This is a genomic window from Streptomyces sp. NBC_01237, assembly GCF_035917275.1.
Lineage (GTDB): Bacteria > Actinomycetota > Actinomycetes > Streptomycetales > Streptomycetaceae > Streptomyces.
In genome coordinates, this window is the sequence record NZ_CP108508.1 from 1,163,331 (window position 1) to 1,183,498 (window position 20,168).

The following is a 20,168-nucleotide window of genomic DNA, read 5'->3' on the forward strand; positions in this document are numbered from 1 at the left end:
GTGCGGGAGCGGTGTCAGCCGCCGTTGGACTGCCGGATGCCTTCCGCGGGCGCGTCGAAGGCGTACAGATACCCCCCGGCGGGCCCGCTGACGGTCATGTACGCCCTGGTCCCGCCGGGCGTGATCGCCACGTTCGTCACCGACTCCAGCCCTTTGTCGCGGGCGGGTACTTCGACCGTCGCCAGACGCTCACCGTGCTGGTCGTAGACGACCATCGCGGGCCGGCCGTGCAGCCCCTGGTAGAGGTTGGCGTCCGCGTCGACGGCGATCGAGTCGGTCTGGGCGATCCCCCCGTCGACGCGGACAGCGGTGTGCCGGGAAGCCACCCCGCCCTTTCCGTCGAGGCGGAGGTAGGAGATCCGGTTCTGTGTCAGCTCGCTGATCCACAGCCCTCGGTAGTCCGCGTCGAACGAGATGCCGTTCGTCGCGGCGAGGTCCTCGGCCAGGACGGTGGCCTTTCCGCCGTCGCGGCCGATCCGCACCACACGCCCGTGCGCCACTCCCTCGGCCAGGCCGCGTGAGTCGCTGACGTACAGGTTTCCCTCCTCGTCGAAGGCGATGTCGTCGGGGTTCATCTGCGCTCCGTCGACCTCGCCGGAGAAGAAGGTCCGCGGATCGCTGCCGTCCGGGGCCAGGCTCACGACCTCGCCGTGGGCGTAGTCGGTCAGGTAGAGCCGTCCGTCGTACGGGCTGAACTGTGCCGAGGTGTAGGCCCCCCGGGCGTCGGTGTGGAGCGCCCGCGACGTCTTCTTCTCCACGTCGACGCGTATCACCTTCGGCTTGCCCGCGGGTGCGGTGACATCGACGACGATCAGGTGGCCGTCCTCGTCGAAGGTCGGCCCCTCCAGCAGGGTCATCCCGGTCTCCTCGTGCACCTGCGTCAGCCGCATGACCTTGTGCGCGCGGATGGTCCGGTCCGTACCTGCGGGGGCCGCTCGGTCACGAGGGTCGCCCGGTTCCGTACCGCATCCGGTGAGGGCCAGCGCGCCCATCGCGGCGAGCACGGCAAGGGATCGGATCGGGAGTCGTCGCATGGGGGATCACTCTTCCTGTCCGCTGGGTGCGGGTGCCGCGGGCCGGGAGGTTCGCAAGCGCCCGTTCGGGCGTGCGGACGTGCTCCGGCCGAGTGTCGCGATGGGCCCGCGCTTCAACCGGACACCACTGTCCGGTAGTTGCTACCGTAGCGGACGGCCGTTCACCCCGGGACGGTCCGATCGGCAGGATCGAGGTCCCCGCATGACACCTACTCAAGCGTCGACACCCGACGGCCTCACCGCGCTGAGGCAGCGATACCGCCTCGAACGTGAACGACGCGTACGGCCCGACGGCACCCGCCAGTACCGCGACGCCGAGACCGAGTTCGGCTACTACGCCGCCGATCCGTACGCGGGGGAGCCGGCCGCACGCGATCCGCTGCGCGACACCGTCGACGTCGCCGTGGTCGGTGGTGGATTCGGCGGCATCCTCGCCGGGGCCCGGTTGCGGCAACAGGGTGTGGCGCGCGTCCGTATCGTGGAGAAGGGCGGCGACTTCGGAGGCACCTGGTACTGGAACCGCTACCCGGGCGTCCACTGCGACATCGAGTCGCACGTGTACCTGCCGATGCTGGACGAGACCGGATACGTGCCGGAGTGGAAGTACGCTCCCGGTGAGGAGATCCGCCGCCACGCGGTACGGGTGGCACGGCAGTTCGACCTCTACCCGGACGCCCTGTTCTCGACCGCGGTCACCTCGCTGACCTGGGACGAGGAATCCGGGACATGGATCGTGGCCACCGACCGCGGCGACGCGTTCCGGGCCACGTACGTCGTCACCGCCACCGGCACCCTCTCCGAGCCCAAGCTCCCCGGGATACCCGGCATCGAGGACTTCACGGGCCACACCTTCCACACCTCGCGGTGGGACTACGCCTACACCGGCGGCACCGCGGACGGCGGCATGAGCGGCCTCTCGCACAAGCGGGTGGGCATCGTCGGCACCGGAGCCACGGGCGTCCAGGTCATTCCCCTGCTGGCCGAGGACGCCGGACACGTCTACGTCTTCCAGCGCACCCCCTCCACCGTGGACGTGCGCGCCAACCGCCGTACCACCGCCCGGGACGTCGGCGCCGACCGCGAGGGCTGGGCACGCGAGCGCCGCGAGAACTACCTCCGTATCGTCTCCGGCGAGACGGCCGAACAGGATCTCGTGGCGGACCGCTGGACCACGTCGGCGGGACTCCTGGAGAAGCTCCTGCCGAGCTTCCGCCGCCAGGGCGACCGGACAGCCTTCGAAGCCGCGTACGAGAAGGCCGACGCCGCCAAGATGAACGAGCTCCGCGCCCGCGTCGAGCAGACCGTCACCGACCCGGAGACGGCGGACAGGCTCAAACCCTGGTACCGGTACGCCTGCAAGCGCCCCACCTTCTCCGACCGGTACTACCCCGCGTTCAACCGCGACAACGTCACCCTGGTCGACACCGCGGACACCCACGGCATCGAGCGCGTCACGGAGAACGGCGTCGTGGTGGGCGACACCGCGTACGAACTCGACTGCCTGATCTTCGCCACGGGATTCTCCGTCGGCACCTCCGGTGTCCTGTCCGGCAAGCTCCCCGTCCACGGCCGCGGCGGCGTCCCGCTGCTGCACGCGTGGGGGCGACAGGGTCCGCGCACCCTGCACGGCTTCACCAGCAACGGCTTCCCGAACCTGATCCTGATGGGCTCCCTGCAGAACGCCAGCAGCGTCAACTACACGCACATCCTGGACGAGCAGGCTGTCCACGCCGCCGCCCTCGTCGCCGCCGCCGAAGCCGGGGGCGCCCTCATCGAACCGTCCCGCGAGTCCGAGGACACCTGGATCGCCGCGCTGGCCGAGGACGCCCCCGACCACGAGTGGTTCCACGCCGAGTGCACCCCCGGCTACTACAACCGCGAAGGGCGCGGCCGGCCGAACGGCCCGTTCGCCTACCCCCACGGGGCGTGCGCCTTCCACGACCTCCTGAGGCGATGGCGCGAGGAGTCCATGGACGAGATCCTCCGGACCAGGACTCCCGCTCGTCCCTGACGATCCATCTGCCCCGTTCTGCGGGGAGCGGGTCCCGGACGCGTGGCCCGTCCTTCCGGAAGAGCGGGCGTCTCAGAGGGGCGGGTCGTCGAACCGGTCGAGGAGGACGTCGGCCGGGGTGGCACTCATGGCGGCGGCGACCGCCCCGTGGAGGGGCTGTTCGGTCCAGATGATCTTGCCGTCCGGCACGTAGCGCGTCCCCCACCGGTGCGCGAACTGCGCCACCAGAAACAGTCCGCGCCCGCCCTCGTCCGTGGTCGCCGCCCGTCGCAAGTGCGGGGACGTGCTGCTGCCGTCCGAAACCTCGCAGATCAGGCTGCGGTCGTGGAGCAACCGCACCCTGATCGGCGGCGACCCGTACCGGATCGCGTTGGTGATCAGCTCGCTGAGGATCAGCTCCGTGCTGAACCCGATCTCCTCAAGCCCCCATTCCCGCAGCCGCGCGCCGCACTCCGCGCGCACAGGCGCCACGGCCGCCGGGTCCGCCGGCACGTCCCACTCCGCGACCCTCGACGGCGCGAGCAGCCGGGTGCGCGCGACCAGCAGCGCGATGTCGTCGGCCGGGTGTGCCGGCATCGTCGCGTCGGTCACCGCCCGGCAGGTCTCCTCCGCGGTACGGTCCGTTCCGGCCGCCAACGCCGTGCGCAGCGCGTCCAGCCCGACATCGATATCCCGGTCCCGGCGCTCCACCAGCCCGTCCGTGAACAGCACCAGTTGTGACCCCGCCGGCAGAAGCAGCTCAAGCGTCTCGAAAGGATGGCCGCCCAGGCCCAGCGGCGGGGAGGCCGGAACATCCGGATAGGTGACGCTCCCGTCCGGATACGCCACGGCCGGGCACAGGTGTCCGGCCCGCGCAACCGTACACACGCCCGTCACCGGGTCGTAGATCGCGTACAGGCACGTCGCACCGGTGACCCCCTCGCTCTCCCCGTCCGCCGGACCGTTGGCACCGCTCTCCTCGCCGTCGATCTGTGCGACCAGTTCATCGACGTGCCAGAGCAGCTCGTCGGGTGGCAGATCGAGGGCGGAGAAGTTGCGCACGGCGGTACGCAGCCGGCCCATCGTCGCGGCCGCGTGCAGACCATGACCGACCACGTCGCCGACGACGAGCGCCACCCGGGCGCCGGGAAGCGGGATGACGTCGAACCAGTCCCCGCCCACCCCCGCCCGGGCCGGCAGATAGCGCCATGCCACCTCCAACGCGTCCTGCTCCGGCAGCACCCGTGGCAGCAGACTCCGCTGCAGCGCCACCGCCATCGCGTGCTCCCTCGTGAACCGCCGCGCGTTGTCGATGGCCACCGCCGCGCGGGCCGCCAGTTCCTCCGCGAACGAAAGGTCCTCTTCGTCGAACGCCGGAGAATCATCCGCCCGCCAGAACGTCACTATCCCCAGGACCACACCGCGCGCCCGCAACGGCACGGTCACCAGCGAATGCAGCCCGTACGCCAGGACCCTCCGTGCCCGGTCAGGATCTTGCTCCCGCCACCCCTCCGCCCGGGTGAGATCCGCCTCCAGCACCGCCCGCCCCGACGCCAGCGCCCGCATCTGCGGCGTCGTCGGCACCATCGTGATCAGCTCCCCCACCGGGTACAGCGGCGACGCCTCACGGTCCCCGCTGATCGCCGTGCGGCGCATACGCCCCCAGGACTCCCGCACCGGCTCCTGCCCCCGTGCCACCGCGTCCAGCAGATCCACGACGGCAAGTTCGGCGAACCGCGGCACCGCCACCTCCGCCAGCTCGTGGGCCGTACGCACCACATCCAGCGTCGTCCCGATGCGCACCCCGGCGTCGTACAGCAGCTTCAGGCGCTCCCGTGCCACCTCCGCCCGCCCGGTGACCGCCGCCAGCTCCGTGGTGTCCCTCAGTGTCACCACGCTGCCGGCCGGTCCTCCGTGCAGGGCGGTGGGCCGCTTGTTCACGGCGAGAAGGCGGTCCCCGGCCGGATGCACGACGTCCGTGACCGGCTCACCCGATGCCAGCAGCCGCATGGTGTCCCCGTCCAGACCGAGGTCCGTCACCTGCCGCCGCTCCACGTCCTTCGGCAGGTTCAGCAGCCGCTGCGCCTCGTCGTTGGCCAGCAGCAGCCGTCCGTCGGCATCGATGATCAGCACACCCTCCCGCACCGCGTGCAGCACCGCGTCGTGGTGCTCGTACATCCGCGTCATCTCGGCCGGGCCCAGCCCGTGCGTCTGCCGGCGCAACCGCCTCGACACCAGTGCCGTCCCCGCGGTGGACAGCACGAGCGCCGCGGCACCGGTGCCGAAGATGATCGGCAGCTGCTGATCGGACACGCCGGTCACGTTCATGACCGTGAGCCCGACGGACACCGCACCGACGACCGAACCGTCGGCCCCGATCACCGGGACCACCGCCTGGACGACCGTCACCCGTTTGCCGGGCTGGAGGTTTCCGCTGACTTTCTCCACGGTGGTACGGCCGTCCAGCGACGGCCCGATGGTGCCGATGAACTTCTTCCCGATCCGGCCCGGGTCGGGGTGGGTGTAGCGGATCCCCTTCGTGTTCAGGACGACGATGAAGTCGACACCGGCCTTCTTGCGGGCCGCTTCGGCGCGCGGCTGGAGGATCGCCGTCGGATTCCGGCTCTTCAGCGCCGCGGCCGTGCCCGGCGCGTTGGCGAACGTCTCGGCCACCGACACCGACTGATGCCGGGCCTCGCGCGTGGCGTCCCGCGAGGCCTGGACCACCTGCGCCGTCACGGCCGCCGCCACCAGCAGCACCACGATCACGACCTGGAGCACGAACACCTGCCCGGCGGCGGTGCGCAGGTCCAGCAGGCGTCGCAGCCCCGAACCGGAGCCGGTGGTCGCTCTGGGGTGCCTCATGCCGTCTCCGTACGGCTTGGAGAATTCCGGTGTGGAAGCAATGATCCCCCCATGGGGATTTCCTCACCCTATTTGAGCGTTTTGGCTGGTCAACGCGGTGACGAAGGAATCTCGACGCGGCCGGTCCGCGGCCCGGCGATCATCGGGAATCCGGTTACGCCTTCGGCCGGACGCCCTCCGTGAGTTCCTGGTAGGCGTCCATGATGTCGCCGAGGTGGAGGGTGGTGACCTCCGCGGGCGAGGGGGTGCCGGAACTGCCGTACAGGTCGAAGACGCGCAGATCGCGCAGGGCCGCCGCCTTCCGGCTCAGCTCCCTCGCGAAACGGCCGTTGCCCAACCGGTCGATCAGCCCGTCGTCCACGGCGAGATCACAGCACGAGGCCAGGGCGGCGGCCGCGTCCTGCGCGAGGACGTCGCCCTGGTCATGCAGGAACGAACGGGCGATGCGGTCGAGTTCATCGGCCGCGTACGCGGGAAAGTCCACCCGCGTGGTGAAGCGCGACGCCAGCCCGGGGTTGCTGTCCAGGAGTCCGGCGATCTCCTCGGAGTAACCCGCGAGGACGACGACCAAGCGGTGCCGGTCGTCCTCGGCCCGCTTGAGCAGCACCTGGAGCGCCTCGTTCCCGAACGCGTCGCCGCCCGAGTACCCGCTGTTGACCAGGGCGTACGCCTCGTCGACGAACAGGACGCCGTCCAGCGCGGAGTCGATGGCCCGCGTGGTCTTGATGGCCGTCTCCCCGAGGTGCTGCCCCACCAGGTCGACGCGCTGGGCCTCGACGACGTGGCCGCGTTCGAGCAGACCCAGCCCGGCGAAGACCTTGCCGACGATACGGGCGACGCTGGTCTTCCCGGTTCCGGGAGGCCCGGCGAACACGAAGTGCTGTGGCGTGGAGACGACGGACAGCCCTTGTGCCCTGCGCACGGCCGCCATCCGCAGCTGCGCGGACAGGGTGCGCAGCTGACGCTTCACCGGAGCGAGCCCCACCATCCCGTCGAGCTGTGCCATCGCCTCGTCCAGCAGCGCGGCCCGGTCCGCGGCGGTGAGGGCGCCCGGGGCCTCGGCGGGCGCGGCGGCCCCGGCGGGCGGGAGGGGTGCGGTGGGACCGTCGGAGGTGGCGGACTCGGCGGGGACGGCCGGTCCGGTCCGCACCGCAGCCTTCGCGCGCTCGGCGACGTCCGCGAGGCCGGGGTTGTACCGGAACGCGGTCTGGTACTGCTTCAGCGCCTGCTCGTCGTGGCCCAGCCCCTCGTACGCGCAACCGCGCAGATAGGCGACCTCCGCCAGGAATTCGGTCTGCTCCCCGAGCGCGAGCGGCAGCGGAGCCAGGACGTTGAGGGCTTCGTGGTGGACCTGCTGCGCCACCAGCGCCGAGGCGACGTACAACTGGGACTCGTCCCGCAGGAAGCTGTCGCCGATGCCCTCGGCGAAGGCGAGGACCAGCGGCCAGTCCCTCTTGAGGAACGCGTAGCGCGTGCAGACGAACCGCGTCTCGTCGCAGTCGAGCATGGCGGACGACAGCACCTGCCACGCCTCGTCCGGCCGGCCGTCATCGAGCAGCCGTGTCATGCCCGCCAGCCACAGATCACGGGCCGACTCCAGCCGGAAGCGCACATACACCCCGATCTGGAACTGGGACTTCACCGGCATTCCGAGTCCGGCCCGCAGAGCGCCGAACGATTCACGGTGCGCGGACATCGCGTCGACCGCCTCGTCCCGGCCCTGGCCACTGGCGTGAAGACCCAGCCAGGCGTCAGCGGCCGTCGGATCATGCCCGATGGCTGCGCGGAACCCGTCGGCGGCACCGGCCCAGTTCCCCTGCCGCAGCAGTGTGACGGCCTGGGCCCAGGTCTGCTCGCACTTCTTCGCGGATCGTCGCGACACCGGTGAACCCGGCATTGATACCCCGTCCCATCACGCAATTCGGCACCCGATTGTATGTGCCGGGGATCTTGGAAGGGTCCAGTCCGTCGGTATCCACGCCCCGGCCTGCCACCCCTGGCGTCACCCGCCGGAACGGTGTGCCTCGGTCCTGTCCGAGGTGGCGGTTACGATCCCGGCCATGCGTCTCGAAGATCAGCTGGACATATTGGCGGAACTGGGGCTGCCGCTCGCGGCCGGCCGCACCGTGGAGGAGCTGCTGCGCGCGTGGCCGCGTGAGGAGTACGAACTCAAGCCGTTCGACCTGGTGCTGTTCGCGCTGGGGTGCGCGGTCGAGGAAGAGCCGTGGGAGCGGTGGTTCTGCGACCGGGCATGGCACTTCGACACCGAGTGCGTCCGCGGGCCCGGTTCGTACGTGGCGATCGCCCGGCAGCTGTGCCGGATCGCCGGCCGGCCGGACGCCCTGTCCGGTGTGCGGGACCACGTCGACCTCGGCACGGAGGAGGCGTGGATCGAGTACACGGCCGACGGCCGGCGGGTCAACTGGCCCATCGATGTCAGGGACGACTGGGCCGACCTGCTGGTGGTCGGCTATCTCGTCGACGAGTTGGAACAGGGCAACCGGCGCTTCCATGTCCGGCACAACGGCCAGGCCATGACGCTCTTCTTCCTCGACGACGACGCGGCCGGACGGCTCGACGCGCTGGCCGGCGGGCGGACGGTCGCCCCGTTCCCCGGATAGCGGCCCCGCTCGCCCCGGGCCGCCGATGCCCTGTTCCCGAGTCGGCACGGGCGAGGAAGACGACGGCCGACGGCCGGTTCCGCCGGGGTCAGCCCGACTTCGGCGGCTTCTGTGTGTCGAAGGCGAAGAGGGTGTTCTTGGCCGCGGCGACGACCAGCGCACGCCCCGCGACGGTCACGCGCGGGCTTGCGCCCTGCTCGCCCGTCAGGCCGTCGGCCTGCGGATCCGTTGTCCACAGAGGTTCGCCGTCGCGCGGCGACAGCGCGACCACCCGGCCGGTGGCCGAGCTGAAATACACCGCGTCGGCTCCCGCCACGGGGCCCGACGCGCCCTCCACGCCCGTCTGCCGGGACCACTTCTTCCGGCCGGTCGCGGGGTCGAGCGCCGTGACGAGACCCGTCTGCCCGCTCACGTAGACGGTGCCGTCCGCCATACCGGGCGTCCCCGCGTATGTCGTGGCCAGCCGGGAGTACGTAACTTCGCGCGAGGTCGGGTCGACCCGCGCCACGCCGTCGTAGCCGGCCAGTGCCGTTCCCTCCATGCGCCTCTGAAGGAGTACGAGCCCGCCGTCGGCGACGCCCATCGGCACGGCGGGGCCGTCGACCGCGACGGGCCTGCCCAGTGTCCCCGAGGCGCGGTCGACCGTGTACAGGGTGGGGTGGCGAACCTCCAAGGCATCCACCTCCGTGTCCGTCGCGCACATCGCGTAGAGCTGGGCACCCGCCGGAACGGGTGCGCACTGCTTGCCCGCGGGGAACCGCGTGCGCCAGGCCACCTTGCCGCTGTGCGCGTCCCGGGCCTCGAAGCGGGAGTTGGAGGAGTCCACCGTCACGACGGCGGAGCCGACCACCACGGCGTCCTGAGTCCGGCCCGTCACAGCCGTCGACTGAGCACCGGACGGCACGGACCACAGCTCCCGGCCCGTGTTCGCGTCGATGGCCACCACCTCACTGGGAGGGCCCTGCGGGGCGTCCTGGTCCGCGAAGCGGTAGCCGAGCACCGTGTCGTCGGTGGCGCCCACCAGGTGCATGCCCTGGACGGGGATGCCCGGACTCTTCGCCGTCCACACCCGCGAGCCGTCGTCGGCCTTGATACGGGTCGCCACGACTCCGCCGCCCCCGCAGAACAGCGCGTCGCCGTGCGCGAGGCAGCGCAGCTCGTCGGGGATGTCCTCGCGGCCCCCCGGCACGGTCGTGCGCCACGGTGCGAAACCGGCCGGAAGTGCGGCGCCCGGCGCCGCGACGCCGTTGTCCTTGTCGACGCCGCCCTTCCCCCCGAAGCCGTCGGCCGTCACCGCGGCGACTCCGCCGCCGATCGCTGCCACCGCGACCGCGGCCGCGAGCACGGGCCGCCACCGGCGGCGCAGACGGCGCCCGATGGGGGTGGCGGTGCTCCCGGTGTCGGGACCGGCCGTGTCGGCGGCCGGGGTGACCGGTGTCGGGGCAGTCGGCGCAGGGGTGGCCGGCGCAGGGGCAGCCGGCGTCGGGGTGGCCGGTGTCGCCAGGTGATGCTGGGTGATCATGTCGCGGGTGCGGCCCGTGACCACCCCACCTGTCTCGGTCCCGCCGAGATCGAGCGGCAGGTCCCGCAGCAGTACGAGGAGCTCGTCCGCCGAGGGGCGCCCCTCGGGCTCCTTCTCCAGGCAGGGCTCGACGACCGCGCGCAGAGCCGCGGGCACGGCGCCCAGCGCCGGCTCCTCATGTACCACCTGATATGCCGTCAGGTAGGGGCTGTCCGCATCGAAGGGCCCCTGCCCCGTCGCCGCGTACACCAGCAGCGTCCCCAGCGAGAAGACATCGGACCGCGGCCCCACGCCACGCGGCGCCTGCAACTGTTCCGGCGACATGAAGGGCGGCGTACCGATGACCCGTCCCGTCATCGTCAGCGTCTCCTGGTCCACGGCGCGTGAGATGCCGAAGTCGATGACGCGCGGGCCCTCGGGCGAGAGCACGACGTTCGAGGGCTTCAGATCACGGTGGACGACCCCCACCCGGTGGATGTCGCGCAGCGCCTCGGCCAGCCCGATGGCGAGCCTCCTCAGCTCCGCTCCGTCCAGCGGGCCCTTCATGGCGATGCGCTGGGCGAGCGTGTGCCCCTCGATATAGGTCGTCGCCATCCACGGCTGCTCGGCCTCGGGTGCGGCGTCGACCACGGCGGCGGTGAACGCGCCGCTCACCCGCCTCGCCGCCGCCACCTCCTGCCGGAAACGGGTGCGGAACTCGTCGTCGGCGGCGAACTGCTGATGGATCAGCTTGATCGCGACAGGCCGCCCCGAGCTCGTACGGGCCAGGAAGACCGTGCCCATGCCACCCGAGCCGAGCCGCGCCTCAAGCGGATAACCGCCGATCTCGGCTGGATCACCTCCGCGCAGCGACACTCTTCCCGACCTCCCGTCCCCCGTGCATCTCTGCCACCACGGGCCTGCGTATCTGTCCTGCACACAAACTAGCCGCAAGGCAGTACGACAGAGCAAAGCGGGTGACCCACAGGAAGTCCGGGGCTGCTCCCCTACCCACCATGCTGCCCCCACGCGCGCCGCTCATTCGGCGCGCGTGGGACCAGCCCCGCGGCCCCACCGCACCGGCCCGCTAGCCGAGGAAGCTCAACCGCACCTGGCGGTGGGAATTGTCCACGTTGGTGTCGACCAGGCACACCGACTGCCACGTCCCCAGCTCCAGCCGTCCGCCGATGACCGGCAGCGTGGCGTGCGGCGGGACGAAGGCGGGTACCACGTGGTCGCGTCCGTGGCCGGGGGTGCCGTGGCGGTGCTGCCAGCGGTCGTCGGCGGGCAGCAGGGTGTGCAGTGCGGCGAGGAGGTCGTCGTCGCTGCCCGCGCCGGTTTCCAGCACGGCGATTCCGGCGGTGGCGTGGGGGACGAAGATGTTGAGCAGCCCGTCCCGGCCGGCCGCCGTGCGGGTGAGGAACTCCTCGCAGTCGCGGGTCAGGTCGGTGACGGTCTCCGTCGCGCCGGTGGTGACGTGGAGAACGCTCGTGGTGAAGGTATCGGCCATGCCCCCATCCTGCCGCCCGCGCGGCGAGATGGCGCGTCCACGTGCCGAGACACCATTGACCCGTTCCGGACCGCATCGCTACGTTCGGCGACATGTTCCGATCAGCTCTGCTCACTGCGCGCGGTCACATCGACCTGCTGCGAGTGGCTTCCGCCGCGTGTTGTCGCGGCTGCTGACGTTCTCTCAGGTCTGGCGGCACCCGATCCGACCGGGTTCGCGCCACTTTGCCGTACGTACCCCCGCGTCGTGGTTCACCGAACCCGCGACGTAAGCCCCGTGCCCCGGTCGTAGCCGACCGGTGGGCGCGTGCGGTCCCGGCGGCGCCATGCCGCCCTCCCCGCTCCTTTCGTGGACTGCCCGTGGAGCCTTCATGACCATCGGCCATGCCCCCGCATCGTCCCCGCCACCCGACATAACCGTGGAATCAGGAAGAACTCCCGGCCCCTGGCCGGGGCCGCTCGATCTGGAACCCGTCGTCCCGGCGTCCGTGCGCACCTCCCGCCTGCGCTCCCTGCCCCGATGGCTTCGCCGTACGATCGGTCCGCTGTCGCTCCTCGCGCTGTGGCAGGTGTTCAGCGCCACGGGCGTGCTGCACCCGGACGTCCTCGCCTCGCCCGGCACCATCGCGCGGGCCGGGTCCGGTCTGATCGCCGACGGGACCCTGCCCTCCGCCATGGCCGTGTCGCTCCAGCGGGTGGCCATGGGGCTGCTGCTGGGCGGCATCGCGGGGACGGTACTCGCGTTGGTCTCGGGGCTCTCCCGGCTGGGCGAGGATCTCGTGGACGCGACCGTGCAGATGCTGCGCACCGTGCCCTGGGTGGGGCTCATTCCGCTGTTCATCATCTGGCTCGGCATCGGCGAGGCCCCGAAGGTGGCGCTGATCGCCCTCGGAGTCGCCTTCCATCTGTATCTGAACGTGTACGCCGGCATCCGGGGCGTGGATGCCGAACTCATCGAGGCGGGCCGGTCGTTGGGGCTCGGACGATGGGGGCTGGTGCGGCATGTGGTGCTTCCGGGGGCGCTTCCGGGCGCCATGACCGGACTGCGGTATTCCCTCGCCACCGCCTGGCTGGCCCTCGTCTTCGGCGAGTCCATCAACGCCGACGCCGGAATCGGGTTCCTGATGAACCAGGCACGGGAGTTCTTCCGCACCGATGTGATCGTCGTCTGCCTGGTCGTCTACGCCTTCCTCGGTCTCGCCGCCGATGTCATCGTCCGGACTCTCGAAAGGCTGCTGCTGCAATGGCGACCGACCTTCACGGGCCAGTGACCACCCGCTCGCTCACACCGCCCGAGGAACCGGAGGCCGCTGTACGGGTCCAGGGGCTCACCCGCGCATTCGACGGCCGGCCGGTGATCGACGGGCTCGATCTCACCCTTCGGGCCGGGGAGTTCACCGCTCTGCTGGGACGCAGTGGTTGCGGGAAGTCCACCCTTCTGCGGGTGCTGGCCGGACTCGACCGGGAGATCAAGGGCACCGTCCTCGTGCCCAGACGGCGTGCCGTGGCCTTCCAGGCACCGCGGCTGATGCCCTGGAAGCGGGTCTGGCGCAACGTGCTGCTCGGGCTGCCCGGCAAGCCCGAACGGGCGCTGGCGGAGCAGGCGTTGACCGAGGTCGGGCTCGCCGAGCGGGCCGGGGCCTGGCCCCGGACGCTCTCCGGGGGCGAGGCTCAGCGCGCGTCCCTGGCCCGCGCCCTCGTACGCGAACCGGACCTGCTGCTGCTCGACGAACCGTTCGGCGCACTCGACGCGTTGACCCGGATCAGGGCGCAGCGGCTGGTGGCCGAGCTCTGGCGGCGGCGTGGCTGCGCGGTGCTGCTGGTCACCCATGACGTCGATGAGGCCCTGCTGCTCGCCGACCGGGCCCTGGTGATGCGGGACGGGGAGATCGCGTACGACACTCCGGTCGCCCTGGACCGGCCGCGCGGTGCCGGCAGCCCCGGGTTCGCCGCCCTGCGCTCCCGGCTCCTGGCCGAGCTCGGTGTCGAGGCCCCGGACGCGGCCGCCTGAGTCCCGCCCTCCCGCCCCTGCCGCTCTCCTTCCGCACGGACTCACTGGAGACAGATCATGAGACGCCGCACCCTGCCCGGCCTGCTTCTCCCCTTCGCCCTGCTGGTCACCGCCTGCGGTGGTGCCTCGTCCGCGAACACGGCGGGCAACACCGACGGGAAGGGCGGTGTCGTCCTCGACATCGGTGACCAGAGGGGAGGTTACGAAGCCATCCTGCGGGCTTCCGGAGAGCTGGACGATCTCGACTACCGCATCACCTGGTCGACGTTCACCTCCGGCCCACCGCTCCTGGAGGCCGTCAGCGCCCGGGCGGTGGACCTGGGCGGAGTGGGGAACACACCACCGGTCTTCGCCGCGGGGTCCGACTCGAAGATCGTCGTGGTGGGTGCCACGCACGGTTCGTCGGCGGGCGAGGCGATCGTGGTGCCGGAGGACTCCCCGCTGAAGAAGCCCGCCCAGCTCAAGGGCAGGTCGATCGCCGTCGCCCAGGGCAGCTCCGCGCACTATCAGCTGGTGGCCTCGCTCAAGAAGGCCGGACTGCGCATCTCCGATGTGAAGCTGAACTACCTTCAGCCCGCCGACGCGCTGGCGGCGTTCAGCCGGGGCAAGGTCGACGCCTGGGCGATCTGGGATCCGTACACCTCACAGATCCTGCGGACCGCGCGGGCCCGGGTGCTCACCACGGGTGAGGGGGTGGTCAACGGACTCGGGTTCCAGGTGGCCTCACCCGCCGCACTCAGGGACGAGAAGAAGTCCCGGGCCATCGGCGATCTACTCGTCCGCCTTCAGCGCGCGCAGAAATGGGTCTTCGCACACCCGGAAGCCTGGGCGAAGGTCTGGGCGAAGGAGACGGGCATGCCGTACGAGGTGGCACTGGACGCCGTGAAGCTCACCTACGGGACCCGGGTCCCGGTGGCCGTCGACGCGGCCGCCGTCGCCTCCGAGCAGCAGATCGCCGACACCTTCGCCGAACTGGGTCTGATCCCGCGCCGCTTCTCCTTCAAGGACTACGTCGACACCCGTTTCAACCGCGACCTCCCCGCGTCGTCCGCGGCTCCCCGCTCGTACGGAAAGGCTTCCTCGTGAACGTACATCTGCACTGGTTCCTGCCCACCGGCGGTGACGGCCGCACCCTCGTCGACCGGCACGCGTACACCGACGGCGGTATCAAACGCGACCGGATCACTCCGGTGAGCGGGGTGCGCGCTCCCGACATCGAGTATCTGGCGCAGATCGCGAAGGCGGCGGAGCAGCTGGGGTTCGAAGCCGTGCTGACACCGACCGGGACGTGGTGCGAGGATGCCTGGCTGACCACGGTCGCGCTGGCCCAGCACACCGAGCGGCTGAAGTTCCTGGTGGCGTTCCGGCCCGGCGTGATCTCGCCGGTGCTGGCCGCGCAGATGGCCGCGACATATCAGCGGATCACGCGTGGACGGCTGCTGCTCAACGTGGTGACCGGCGGCGATTCGACGGAGCAGCGACGGTTCGGCGACCATCTGGACCACGACCGGCGCTATGCGCGGACCGCGGAGTTCCTTTCGGTGGTGCGGGGCGCGTGGAGCGGGCGGCCGTTCGACTACGACGGCGAGCACTACCAGGTGGAGGGCGGGCTGACGGCCCTGCCGCCGGACCCGTTGCCGGACATCTTCTTCGGTGGCTCGTCGGCGGCGGCCGGTCCGGTGGCCGCCGCGCACGCCGATGTCTATCTGACCTGGGGCGAGCCCCCGGCGGCCGTGAAGGAGAAGATCGACTGGATTCGCGGGCTGGCGGAGGAGCGGGGGCGCACGGTCCGGTTCGGCATCCGGCTGCACACCATTTCGAGGGATTCCTCCCGCGAGGCATGGGCGACGGCCGACCGGCTGCTCGGCGATCTCGACGCGGAGACGGTCGCGGCGGCGCAGCAGGCGCTGGGCCGGAGCGAGTCGGTGGGTCAGCAGCGGATGCTGGCGCTGCACGGCGGCTCCCGCGACAAGCTGGAGATCGCGCCGAATCTCTGGGCGGGCGTCGGTCTGGTACGGGGTGGCGCGGGCACCGCACTGGTCGGCAGCCATGCGGAGGTCGCCGACCGGATCGAGGAGTATCACGAGCTGGGCGTGGAGCACTTCGTGCTCTCGGGGTATCCGCATCTGGAGGAGGCGTACTGGTTCGGCGAGGGCGTGACTCCCGAGCTGGCGGCGCGCGGGCTGCTGTCCACCGTCCCGGCCTCTCCGCTGCTGGGCGTGCCCGCGGTCAATGGCCGTCCGGCGTCGGCACCCGGCGGGGCGCCGTTGCTGTTCGCCGGGGGGCGCTGAGCCGGGGACCGAGCCGCGGCGCTGAGCCGGAAGGCGAAAGTGAAGGTGACAGGCCGGCGCGCGGGTTTCCCGGACTTCCTTCCGGCGGGAAGATCCGGGAACCCCTCACAGTTAGTAGAAGCGTGAATTACTTTGGGGTGCGCGAGCTGGACGTGGTCGTGATCGGCGCCGGGCAGGCGGGCCTGTCCGCCGCCTACCACCTGCGGCGCTCGGGGCTGGAGCCGGACCGTGACTTCGTGGTCCTCGACCACGCGCCCCGCCCCGGCGGCGCCTGGCAGTTCCGCTGGCCCTCGCTGACGTACGGGAAGGTCCACGGGATGCACGCGCTGCCCGGCATGGAACTGACCGGCGCCGACGACAGCCGGCCCTCGTCCGAGGTGATCGGTGAGTACTTCGACGCGTACGAGCACCGCTTCGGCCTGCGGGTGCACCGCCCCGTCGAGGTCAGCGCCGTACGCGAGGGGGACGGGGGGCGGCTGCTCGTCGAGACGTCCGAGGGCGGGTACGCCACGCGCGCGCTCATCAACGCGACGGGCACCTGGGACCGGCCCTTCTGGCCCCGTTACCCGGGGCAGGAGACCTTCCGGGGGCGGCAGCTGCACACGGCGGACTACCCGGGACCCGAGGAATTCGCCGGGCAGCGGGTGATCGTCGTCGGGGGCGGCGCCTCCGGTACGCAGCATCTGATGGAGATCGCCGATGTCGCCGCCGCGACGTACTGGGTGACGCGGCGCCCCCCGGTCTTCCGGGAAGGGCCCTTCGGCGAGGAAGCGGGACGGGCCGCCGTGGCGATGGTCGAGGAACGGGTACGCCGCGGGCTGCCACCGCAGAGCGTCGTGAGCGTCACCGGCCTTCCGGTCACCGACGCCGTCCGGCGCGCCCGTGAGCAGGGGATTCTCGACCGGCTCCCGATGTTCGACCGGATCACGCCGACCGGGGTGGCCTGGGACGACGGACGGACCGCGGAGGCCGATGTGATCCTCTGGGCGACCGGCTTCCGGGCCGCCGTCGACCATCTGGCGCCCCTGAAGCTCCGCGAGCCCGGGGGCGGCATCCGGGCCGAGAACACCAGGGCCGTACGGGACGGGCGCGTGCATCTCGTCGGGTACGGTCCGTCGGCCAGCACGATCGGGGCCAACCGGGCGGGACGGGCGGCGGTCCGGTCGGTCCGGCGGCTGCTGGACTCGGCCGGGCGCCACGAGGCAGCCCCGGCATCCGTTCCGGCCTGACCGGACCGCGGCACGGCGATCCCTCGGGGCCGAGCGGGCCCCGACGGCGTGGTCAGCCCGCGGTGGCGGCGCGGCGGTTGCGGTTGAACTCCTCGACGTTCTTCAGCTGCTCCGCGTAGTTGTCGGTGAAGCGGGTGTCCCCCGGTGCGACCGTGACGAAGTACAGCCAGGGGCCGGGCGTGGGGCTGATCGCCGCCCGCATCGCCTGCTCGCCCGGGTTGCCGATGGGCGTCGGCGGGAGTCCCTTGCGCTCGTAGCTGTTGTACGGGCTGTCGATCCGGGTGTCGCCGGTGGTGGTGTCCAGGGTGGATCGCTTCAACGCGTAGTTGAGCGTGGAGTCCATCTGGAGGGGCATGTCCCGGGCCAGCCGGTTGTAGACGACGCGGGCCACCTTGCCCATGTCGGAGGTGGTGTCGGCCTCGGCCTGCACCACGCTGGCGATCGTGACCGACTGGTAGACGGAGACGCTGTTGCGCTGCGCCCCGGCGGTGATGCGGTCCGCCCCGAACCGCTGGAGCGCGGTGTCCACCATGTAGCGCAGCAGACTCTTCGGGGTGGTGGCGGAGGCGAGGGGATACGTGGCCGGGAAGAGATACCCCTCCGGGTTGCCCCTGGCCTCGACGGGAAGGGCGAGGTCCGCGGACGGCACAGCCCTCTCGGTGGTGCCTGCCGCCACGCCGAGGCTCCTGTCGGCCGCCGCGTACACCTGGGAGGCCCGCATGCCTTCGGGGATCAGCAGCGAACGCACCTGCTCCTTCTTCCCCTCCGTCCCGCTGATCAGCAGGGGCACCGCCACCGCTGCCGCCACGACGAGCAGCGCGCCGATGATCAGGACCAGTCGTCCGCGACGCGTCGGACGGAGTCTGCGGCGGGGCCGGACGTCCGGGGACTCGTTCACCATGCGGGCACGTTAACCCGCGCTGCCCTCGCGGTCCGGTAGCCCGACATCGGCGACACGCGCACCACCGAGCAGGACCAGAACACACGAACAAGGGATCGGGTGTTCGCTGGAACGCGTGATCGTATCGGTTTTCGTTGCTCATCCCCCGTACGGGGCCTGATGATTACAGAGCGCAGGCAACGGGCTGCAGACCGCGACTGCGCAGTCCCACAGATGCACCACGCACAAGGAGAAAGCACCAGATGAACTTCCTCACCAACCTGCTTGCCGGCGTCATCCACTTCGTGGGTTGGCTCGTCTGACGATCGCATCACCTGACGCCGTCGCTCCCCGTCCCACGGGAGCGGCGGCGTCGCCGTGTGCCGTGCTCACGGGGCCGCCGGGACCAGTTGGGCGTCGCGGCGGACCAGGGCCGCGTACCGGCCGTCCTGGGCGAGCAGGTCCTCGTGCGTGCCGCGCTCGGCCGCGCGTCCGCCGTCCAGGACGACGATCTGGTCCGCGTCGCGGACCGTGGACAGCCGGTGGGCGATGGTGATCGTGGTGCGCCCCGCGGAGAGGGCGTCGATCGCCTGCTGCACGGCATGTTCCGTACGGGTGTCGAGGGCGCTCGTCGCCTCGTCGAGGATCAGCACCGGCGGGTCCCGGAGGATCGTGCGCGCGATGGCCAGCCGCTGCTTCTCGCCCCCCGAGAAGCGGTAGCCCCGCTCCCCGACCAGCGTGTCGTACCCATCGGGCAGGGACACGATGTGGTCGTGGATCTGCGCGGCGCGGGCCGCCTCCTCCATCTCCTGGTCGGTGGCGTCCGGCTTGGCGAAGCGCAGGTTCTCGGCGACCGAGGCGTGGAAGAGATAGGTCTCCTGCGAGACCACGCCGACGGCCCGCGCGAGGGTGTCGAAGTCCAGGTCCCGCACGTCGATCCCGTCGAGCGTGACCCGGCCTCCGGTGACGTCGTACAGGCGCGGCACCAGATAGCTGAGGGTGGACTTGCCGGAGCCGGTGGGTCCGACGACGGCCAGGCTGCCGCCCGCCGGCACGGCCACATCGATTCCGGTGAGCGTCGGGCCGCTCTTCTCGTCATAGCTGAAGTCGACGTCCTCGAAGGCGACCTCGCCCCGGATCTTCTCCAGCCGTACGGGCTTCTCGGGCTCGGTGATGTCCACGTCCAGATCGAGATACTCGAAGATCCGCTGGAAGAGCGCGAGAGAGGTCTGCATCTGCACACCCGTGGAGAGCAGACTCACGACCGGACGGAACAGGCCCTGCTGGAGCGAGACGAACGCGACCAGCGTGCCGATGGACACCGCCGTGCCGCCGGACTGGAGGGTGAGACCCGCGGCCCAGTAGATGACGGCGGGCATCGCGGCCATGACGATGCCGATCGTCGACATCCGCCACCGCCCGGCCATGTTGGAGCGCACTTCGAGGTCGACCAGCCGCTCGGACTCCTCGGCGAATCCCTGGGTGAGGGAGTCCGAGCGGCCCATGGTGCGGCCGAGCAGGATGCCGCTGACCGAGAGCGATTCGGTGACCGTGGCGGCCATGGCGGCCATCTGCTTCTGACGCTGCGTGGTGATCTTCTTGCGCTCCCGGCCGACCCGTCGGCTGATCCAGACGAACAGGGGCAGCAGGAGCAGGGAGACGACGGTCAGCCGCCAGTCGAGCGCGAGCATGGCGACGACGGTGGCGATGACCGCGGTGAGGTTGGAGACCAGTGACGTCGCGGTGGAGGTGACCGTCGCCTGCATGCCGCCGATGTCGTTGGCGATGCGGGACTGCACCTCGCCCGTGCGGGTCCTGGTGAAGAAGGCCAGCGGCATCCGCTGCAGCTGGGTGTAGACGGCTGTGCGCAGATCGTGCATGACCCGCTGGCCGACCGTGGTCGATATCAGGGTCTGCAGGACGCCGAAGACGCTGTTCATCACGGCGGTGAGGATCATGCCGAGGGCGAGCAGCGTGAGCAGGCCGGTGCGCCCCTGCGGGATGGCGGTGTCGAGGATCTCGCGGAGCAGGAACGGAGAGGCGACCGACACCAGCGACGAGGCGCCGACCAGCAGCCCGACCAGCACGAGCCGGCCGCGGTACGGATGGAAGAGACGGAAGATGCGGCGCAGCTCGGCGGGCGGCTGGGCGGCATCTCGGGGCGGGGGCGTCCACGTGGGTTCGTCGGGTTTCATGTGCTCCTTCGCCGGGCGTGAGGTGGCGGACATGCGATCACG

The 20,168-nt window shown here is 71.1% G+C and carries 15 protein-coding genes; 8 read left to right on the forward strand and 7 right to left on the reverse strand.

The annotated features are described in order from the left end of the window. Positions 1-14: 14 nt before the first annotated feature. Positions 15-1,034, reverse strand: coding sequence for an SMP-30/gluconolactonase/LRE family protein (locus OG251_RS05170; RefSeq protein ID WP_326675976.1), 1,020 nt, complete (start codon positions 1,032-1,034; stop codon positions 15-17). 202 nt (positions 1,035-1,236) lie between these two features. Here OG251_RS05170 and OG251_RS05175 point away from each other — a divergent pair, with 202 nt between their 5' ends. Further along, on the forward strand, positions 1,237-3,045 hold the full coding sequence (locus tag OG251_RS05175) for a flavin-containing monooxygenase (RefSeq protein WP_326675977.1): 1,809 nt from the start codon (positions 1,237-1,239) through the stop codon (positions 3,043-3,045). A 72-nt stretch (positions 3,046-3,117) separates the two neighbouring features. Here OG251_RS05175 and OG251_RS05180 read toward each other — a convergent pair whose 3' ends face one another. Further along, positions 3,118-5,889, reverse strand: a complete 2,772-nt coding sequence (locus OG251_RS05180) for a SpoIIE family protein phosphatase (RefSeq protein ID WP_326675978.1) — start codon at positions 5,887-5,889, stop codon at positions 3,118-3,120. A 154-nt stretch (positions 5,890-6,043) separates the two neighbouring features. Continuing rightward, positions 6,044-7,771 carry an AAA family ATPase gene (locus OG251_RS05185; RefSeq protein ID WP_326675979.1) on the reverse strand — a complete coding sequence of 576 codons (1,728 nt, stop codon included), beginning with the start codon at positions 7,769-7,771 and terminating at the stop codon, positions 6,044-6,046. A 178-nt stretch (positions 7,772-7,949) separates the two neighbouring features. On the opposite strand from OG251_RS05185, the gene OG251_RS05190 reads away from it, so the two are divergent. Continuing rightward, a complete protein-coding gene (locus OG251_RS05190; RefSeq protein WP_326675980.1) occupies positions 7,950-8,510 on the forward strand; it encodes a hypothetical protein in 561 nt (186 codons plus the stop codon). Between the two features lie 88 nt (positions 8,511-8,598). On the opposite strand, the gene OG251_RS05195 is transcribed toward OG251_RS05190, so the two are convergent. Further along, positions 8,599-10,887, reverse strand: a complete 2,289-nt coding sequence (locus OG251_RS05195) for a serine/threonine-protein kinase (protein ID WP_326675981.1) — start codon at positions 10,885-10,887, stop codon at positions 8,599-8,601. A gap of 211 nt (positions 10,888-11,098) precedes the next feature. Further along, positions 11,099-11,521, reverse strand: a complete 423-nt coding sequence (locus OG251_RS05200) for a YjbQ family protein (protein ID WP_326675982.1) — start codon at positions 11,519-11,521, stop codon at positions 11,099-11,101. A 92-nt stretch (positions 11,522-11,613) separates the two neighbouring features. Between OG251_RS05200 and OG251_RS44955 the strand changes: the two genes are divergently transcribed. The 6 genes from OG251_RS44955 (at position 11,614) to OG251_RS05225 (ending at position 17,051) form a co-directional block, all read left to right on the forward strand. Beyond that, positions 11,614-11,697 carry a putative leader peptide gene (locus tag OG251_RS44955; RefSeq protein WP_353962292.1) on the forward strand — a complete coding sequence of 28 codons (84 nt, stop codon included), beginning with the start codon at positions 11,614-11,616 and terminating at the stop codon, positions 11,695-11,697. Between the two features lie 194 nt (positions 11,698-11,891). Beyond that, positions 11,892-12,791, forward strand: a complete 900-nt coding sequence (locus OG251_RS05205; protein ID WP_326675983.1) for an ABC transporter permease — start codon at positions 11,892-11,894, stop codon at positions 12,789-12,791. Then, positions 12,764-13,531: an ABC transporter ATP-binding protein gene (locus OG251_RS05210; RefSeq protein WP_326675984.1), complete on the forward strand. Its 768-nt coding sequence runs from the start codon at positions 12,764-12,766 to the stop codon at positions 13,529-13,531. The genes OG251_RS05205 and OG251_RS05210 overlap by 28 nt, the downstream gene beginning before the upstream one ends. Positions 13,532-13,588: 57 nt before the next feature. Next, complete coding sequence (locus OG251_RS05215) at positions 13,589-14,617, forward strand: ABC transporter substrate-binding protein (protein ID WP_326675985.1); 1,029 nt, start codon at positions 13,589-13,591, stop codon at positions 14,615-14,617. Then, positions 14,614-15,822 (forward strand): LLM class flavin-dependent oxidoreductase, encoded by a 1,209-nt coding sequence (locus OG251_RS05220; RefSeq protein ID WP_326675986.1) that lies wholly within the window; start codon positions 14,614-14,616, stop codon positions 15,820-15,822. Before OG251_RS05215 ends, OG251_RS05220 begins: the two co-directional genes overlap by 4 nt. A 122-nt stretch (positions 15,823-15,944) precedes the next feature. Next, positions 15,945-17,051, forward strand: a complete 1,107-nt coding sequence (locus tag OG251_RS05225; RefSeq protein ID WP_326675987.1) for an NAD(P)-binding domain-containing protein — start codon at positions 15,945-15,947, stop codon at positions 17,049-17,051. Positions 17,052-17,103: 52 nt separating this feature from the next. Here the strand turns inward: OG251_RS05225 and mltG are convergent, their stop codons facing one another. Both mltG and OG251_RS05235 read right to left on the reverse strand, forming a co-directional pair. After that, complete coding sequence (gene mltG, locus OG251_RS05230) at positions 17,104-17,952, reverse strand: endolytic transglycosylase MltG (RefSeq protein WP_326675988.1); 849 nt, start codon at positions 17,950-17,952, stop codon at positions 17,104-17,106. 368 nt (positions 17,953-18,320) lie between these two features. Further along, on the reverse strand, positions 18,321-20,126 hold the full coding sequence (locus OG251_RS05235) for an ABC transporter ATP-binding protein (protein ID WP_326675989.1): 1,806 nt from the start codon (positions 20,124-20,126) through the stop codon (positions 18,321-18,323). Positions 20,127-20,168: the final 42 nt, after the last annotated feature.

Excerpts from the sequence above, each read along its gene's own strand:
- OG251_RS05170 (WP_326675976.1), bottom strand. The coding sequence starts at position 1,034 with ATGCGACGACTCCCGATCCGATCCCTTGCCGTGCTCGCCGCGATGGGC.
- OG251_RS05175 (WP_326675977.1), top strand. The coding sequence starts at position 1,237 with ATGACACCTACTCAAGCGTCGACACCCGACGGCCTCACCGCGCTGAGG.
- OG251_RS05180 (WP_326675978.1), bottom strand. The coding sequence starts at position 5,889 with ATGAGGCACCCCAGAGCGACCACCGGCTCCGGTTCGGGGCTGCGACGC.
- OG251_RS05190 (WP_326675980.1), top strand. The coding sequence starts at position 7,950 with ATGCGTCTCGAAGATCAGCTGGACATATTGGCGGAACTGGGGCTGCCG.
- OG251_RS05200 (WP_326675982.1), bottom strand. The coding sequence starts at position 11,521 with ATGGCCGATACCTTCACCACGAGCGTTCTCCACGTCACCACCGGCGCG.
- OG251_RS44955 (WP_353962292.1), top strand. The coding sequence starts at position 11,614 with ATGTTCCGATCAGCTCTGCTCACTGCGCGCGGTCACATCGACCTGCTG.
- OG251_RS05205 (WP_326675983.1), top strand. The coding sequence starts at position 11,892 with ATGACCATCGGCCATGCCCCCGCATCGTCCCCGCCACCCGACATAACC.
- OG251_RS05210 (WP_326675984.1), top strand. The coding sequence starts at position 12,764 with ATGGCGACCGACCTTCACGGGCCAGTGACCACCCGCTCGCTCACACCG.
- OG251_RS05215 (WP_326675985.1), top strand. The coding sequence starts at position 13,589 with ATGAGACGCCGCACCCTGCCCGGCCTGCTTCTCCCCTTCGCCCTGCTG.
- mltG (WP_326675988.1), bottom strand. The coding sequence starts at position 17,952 with ATGGTGAACGAGTCCCCGGACGTCCGGCCCCGCCGCAGACTCCGTCCG.
- OG251_RS05235 (WP_326675989.1), bottom strand. The coding sequence starts at position 20,126 with ATGAAACCCGACGAACCCACGTGGACGCCCCCGCCCCGAGATGCCGCC.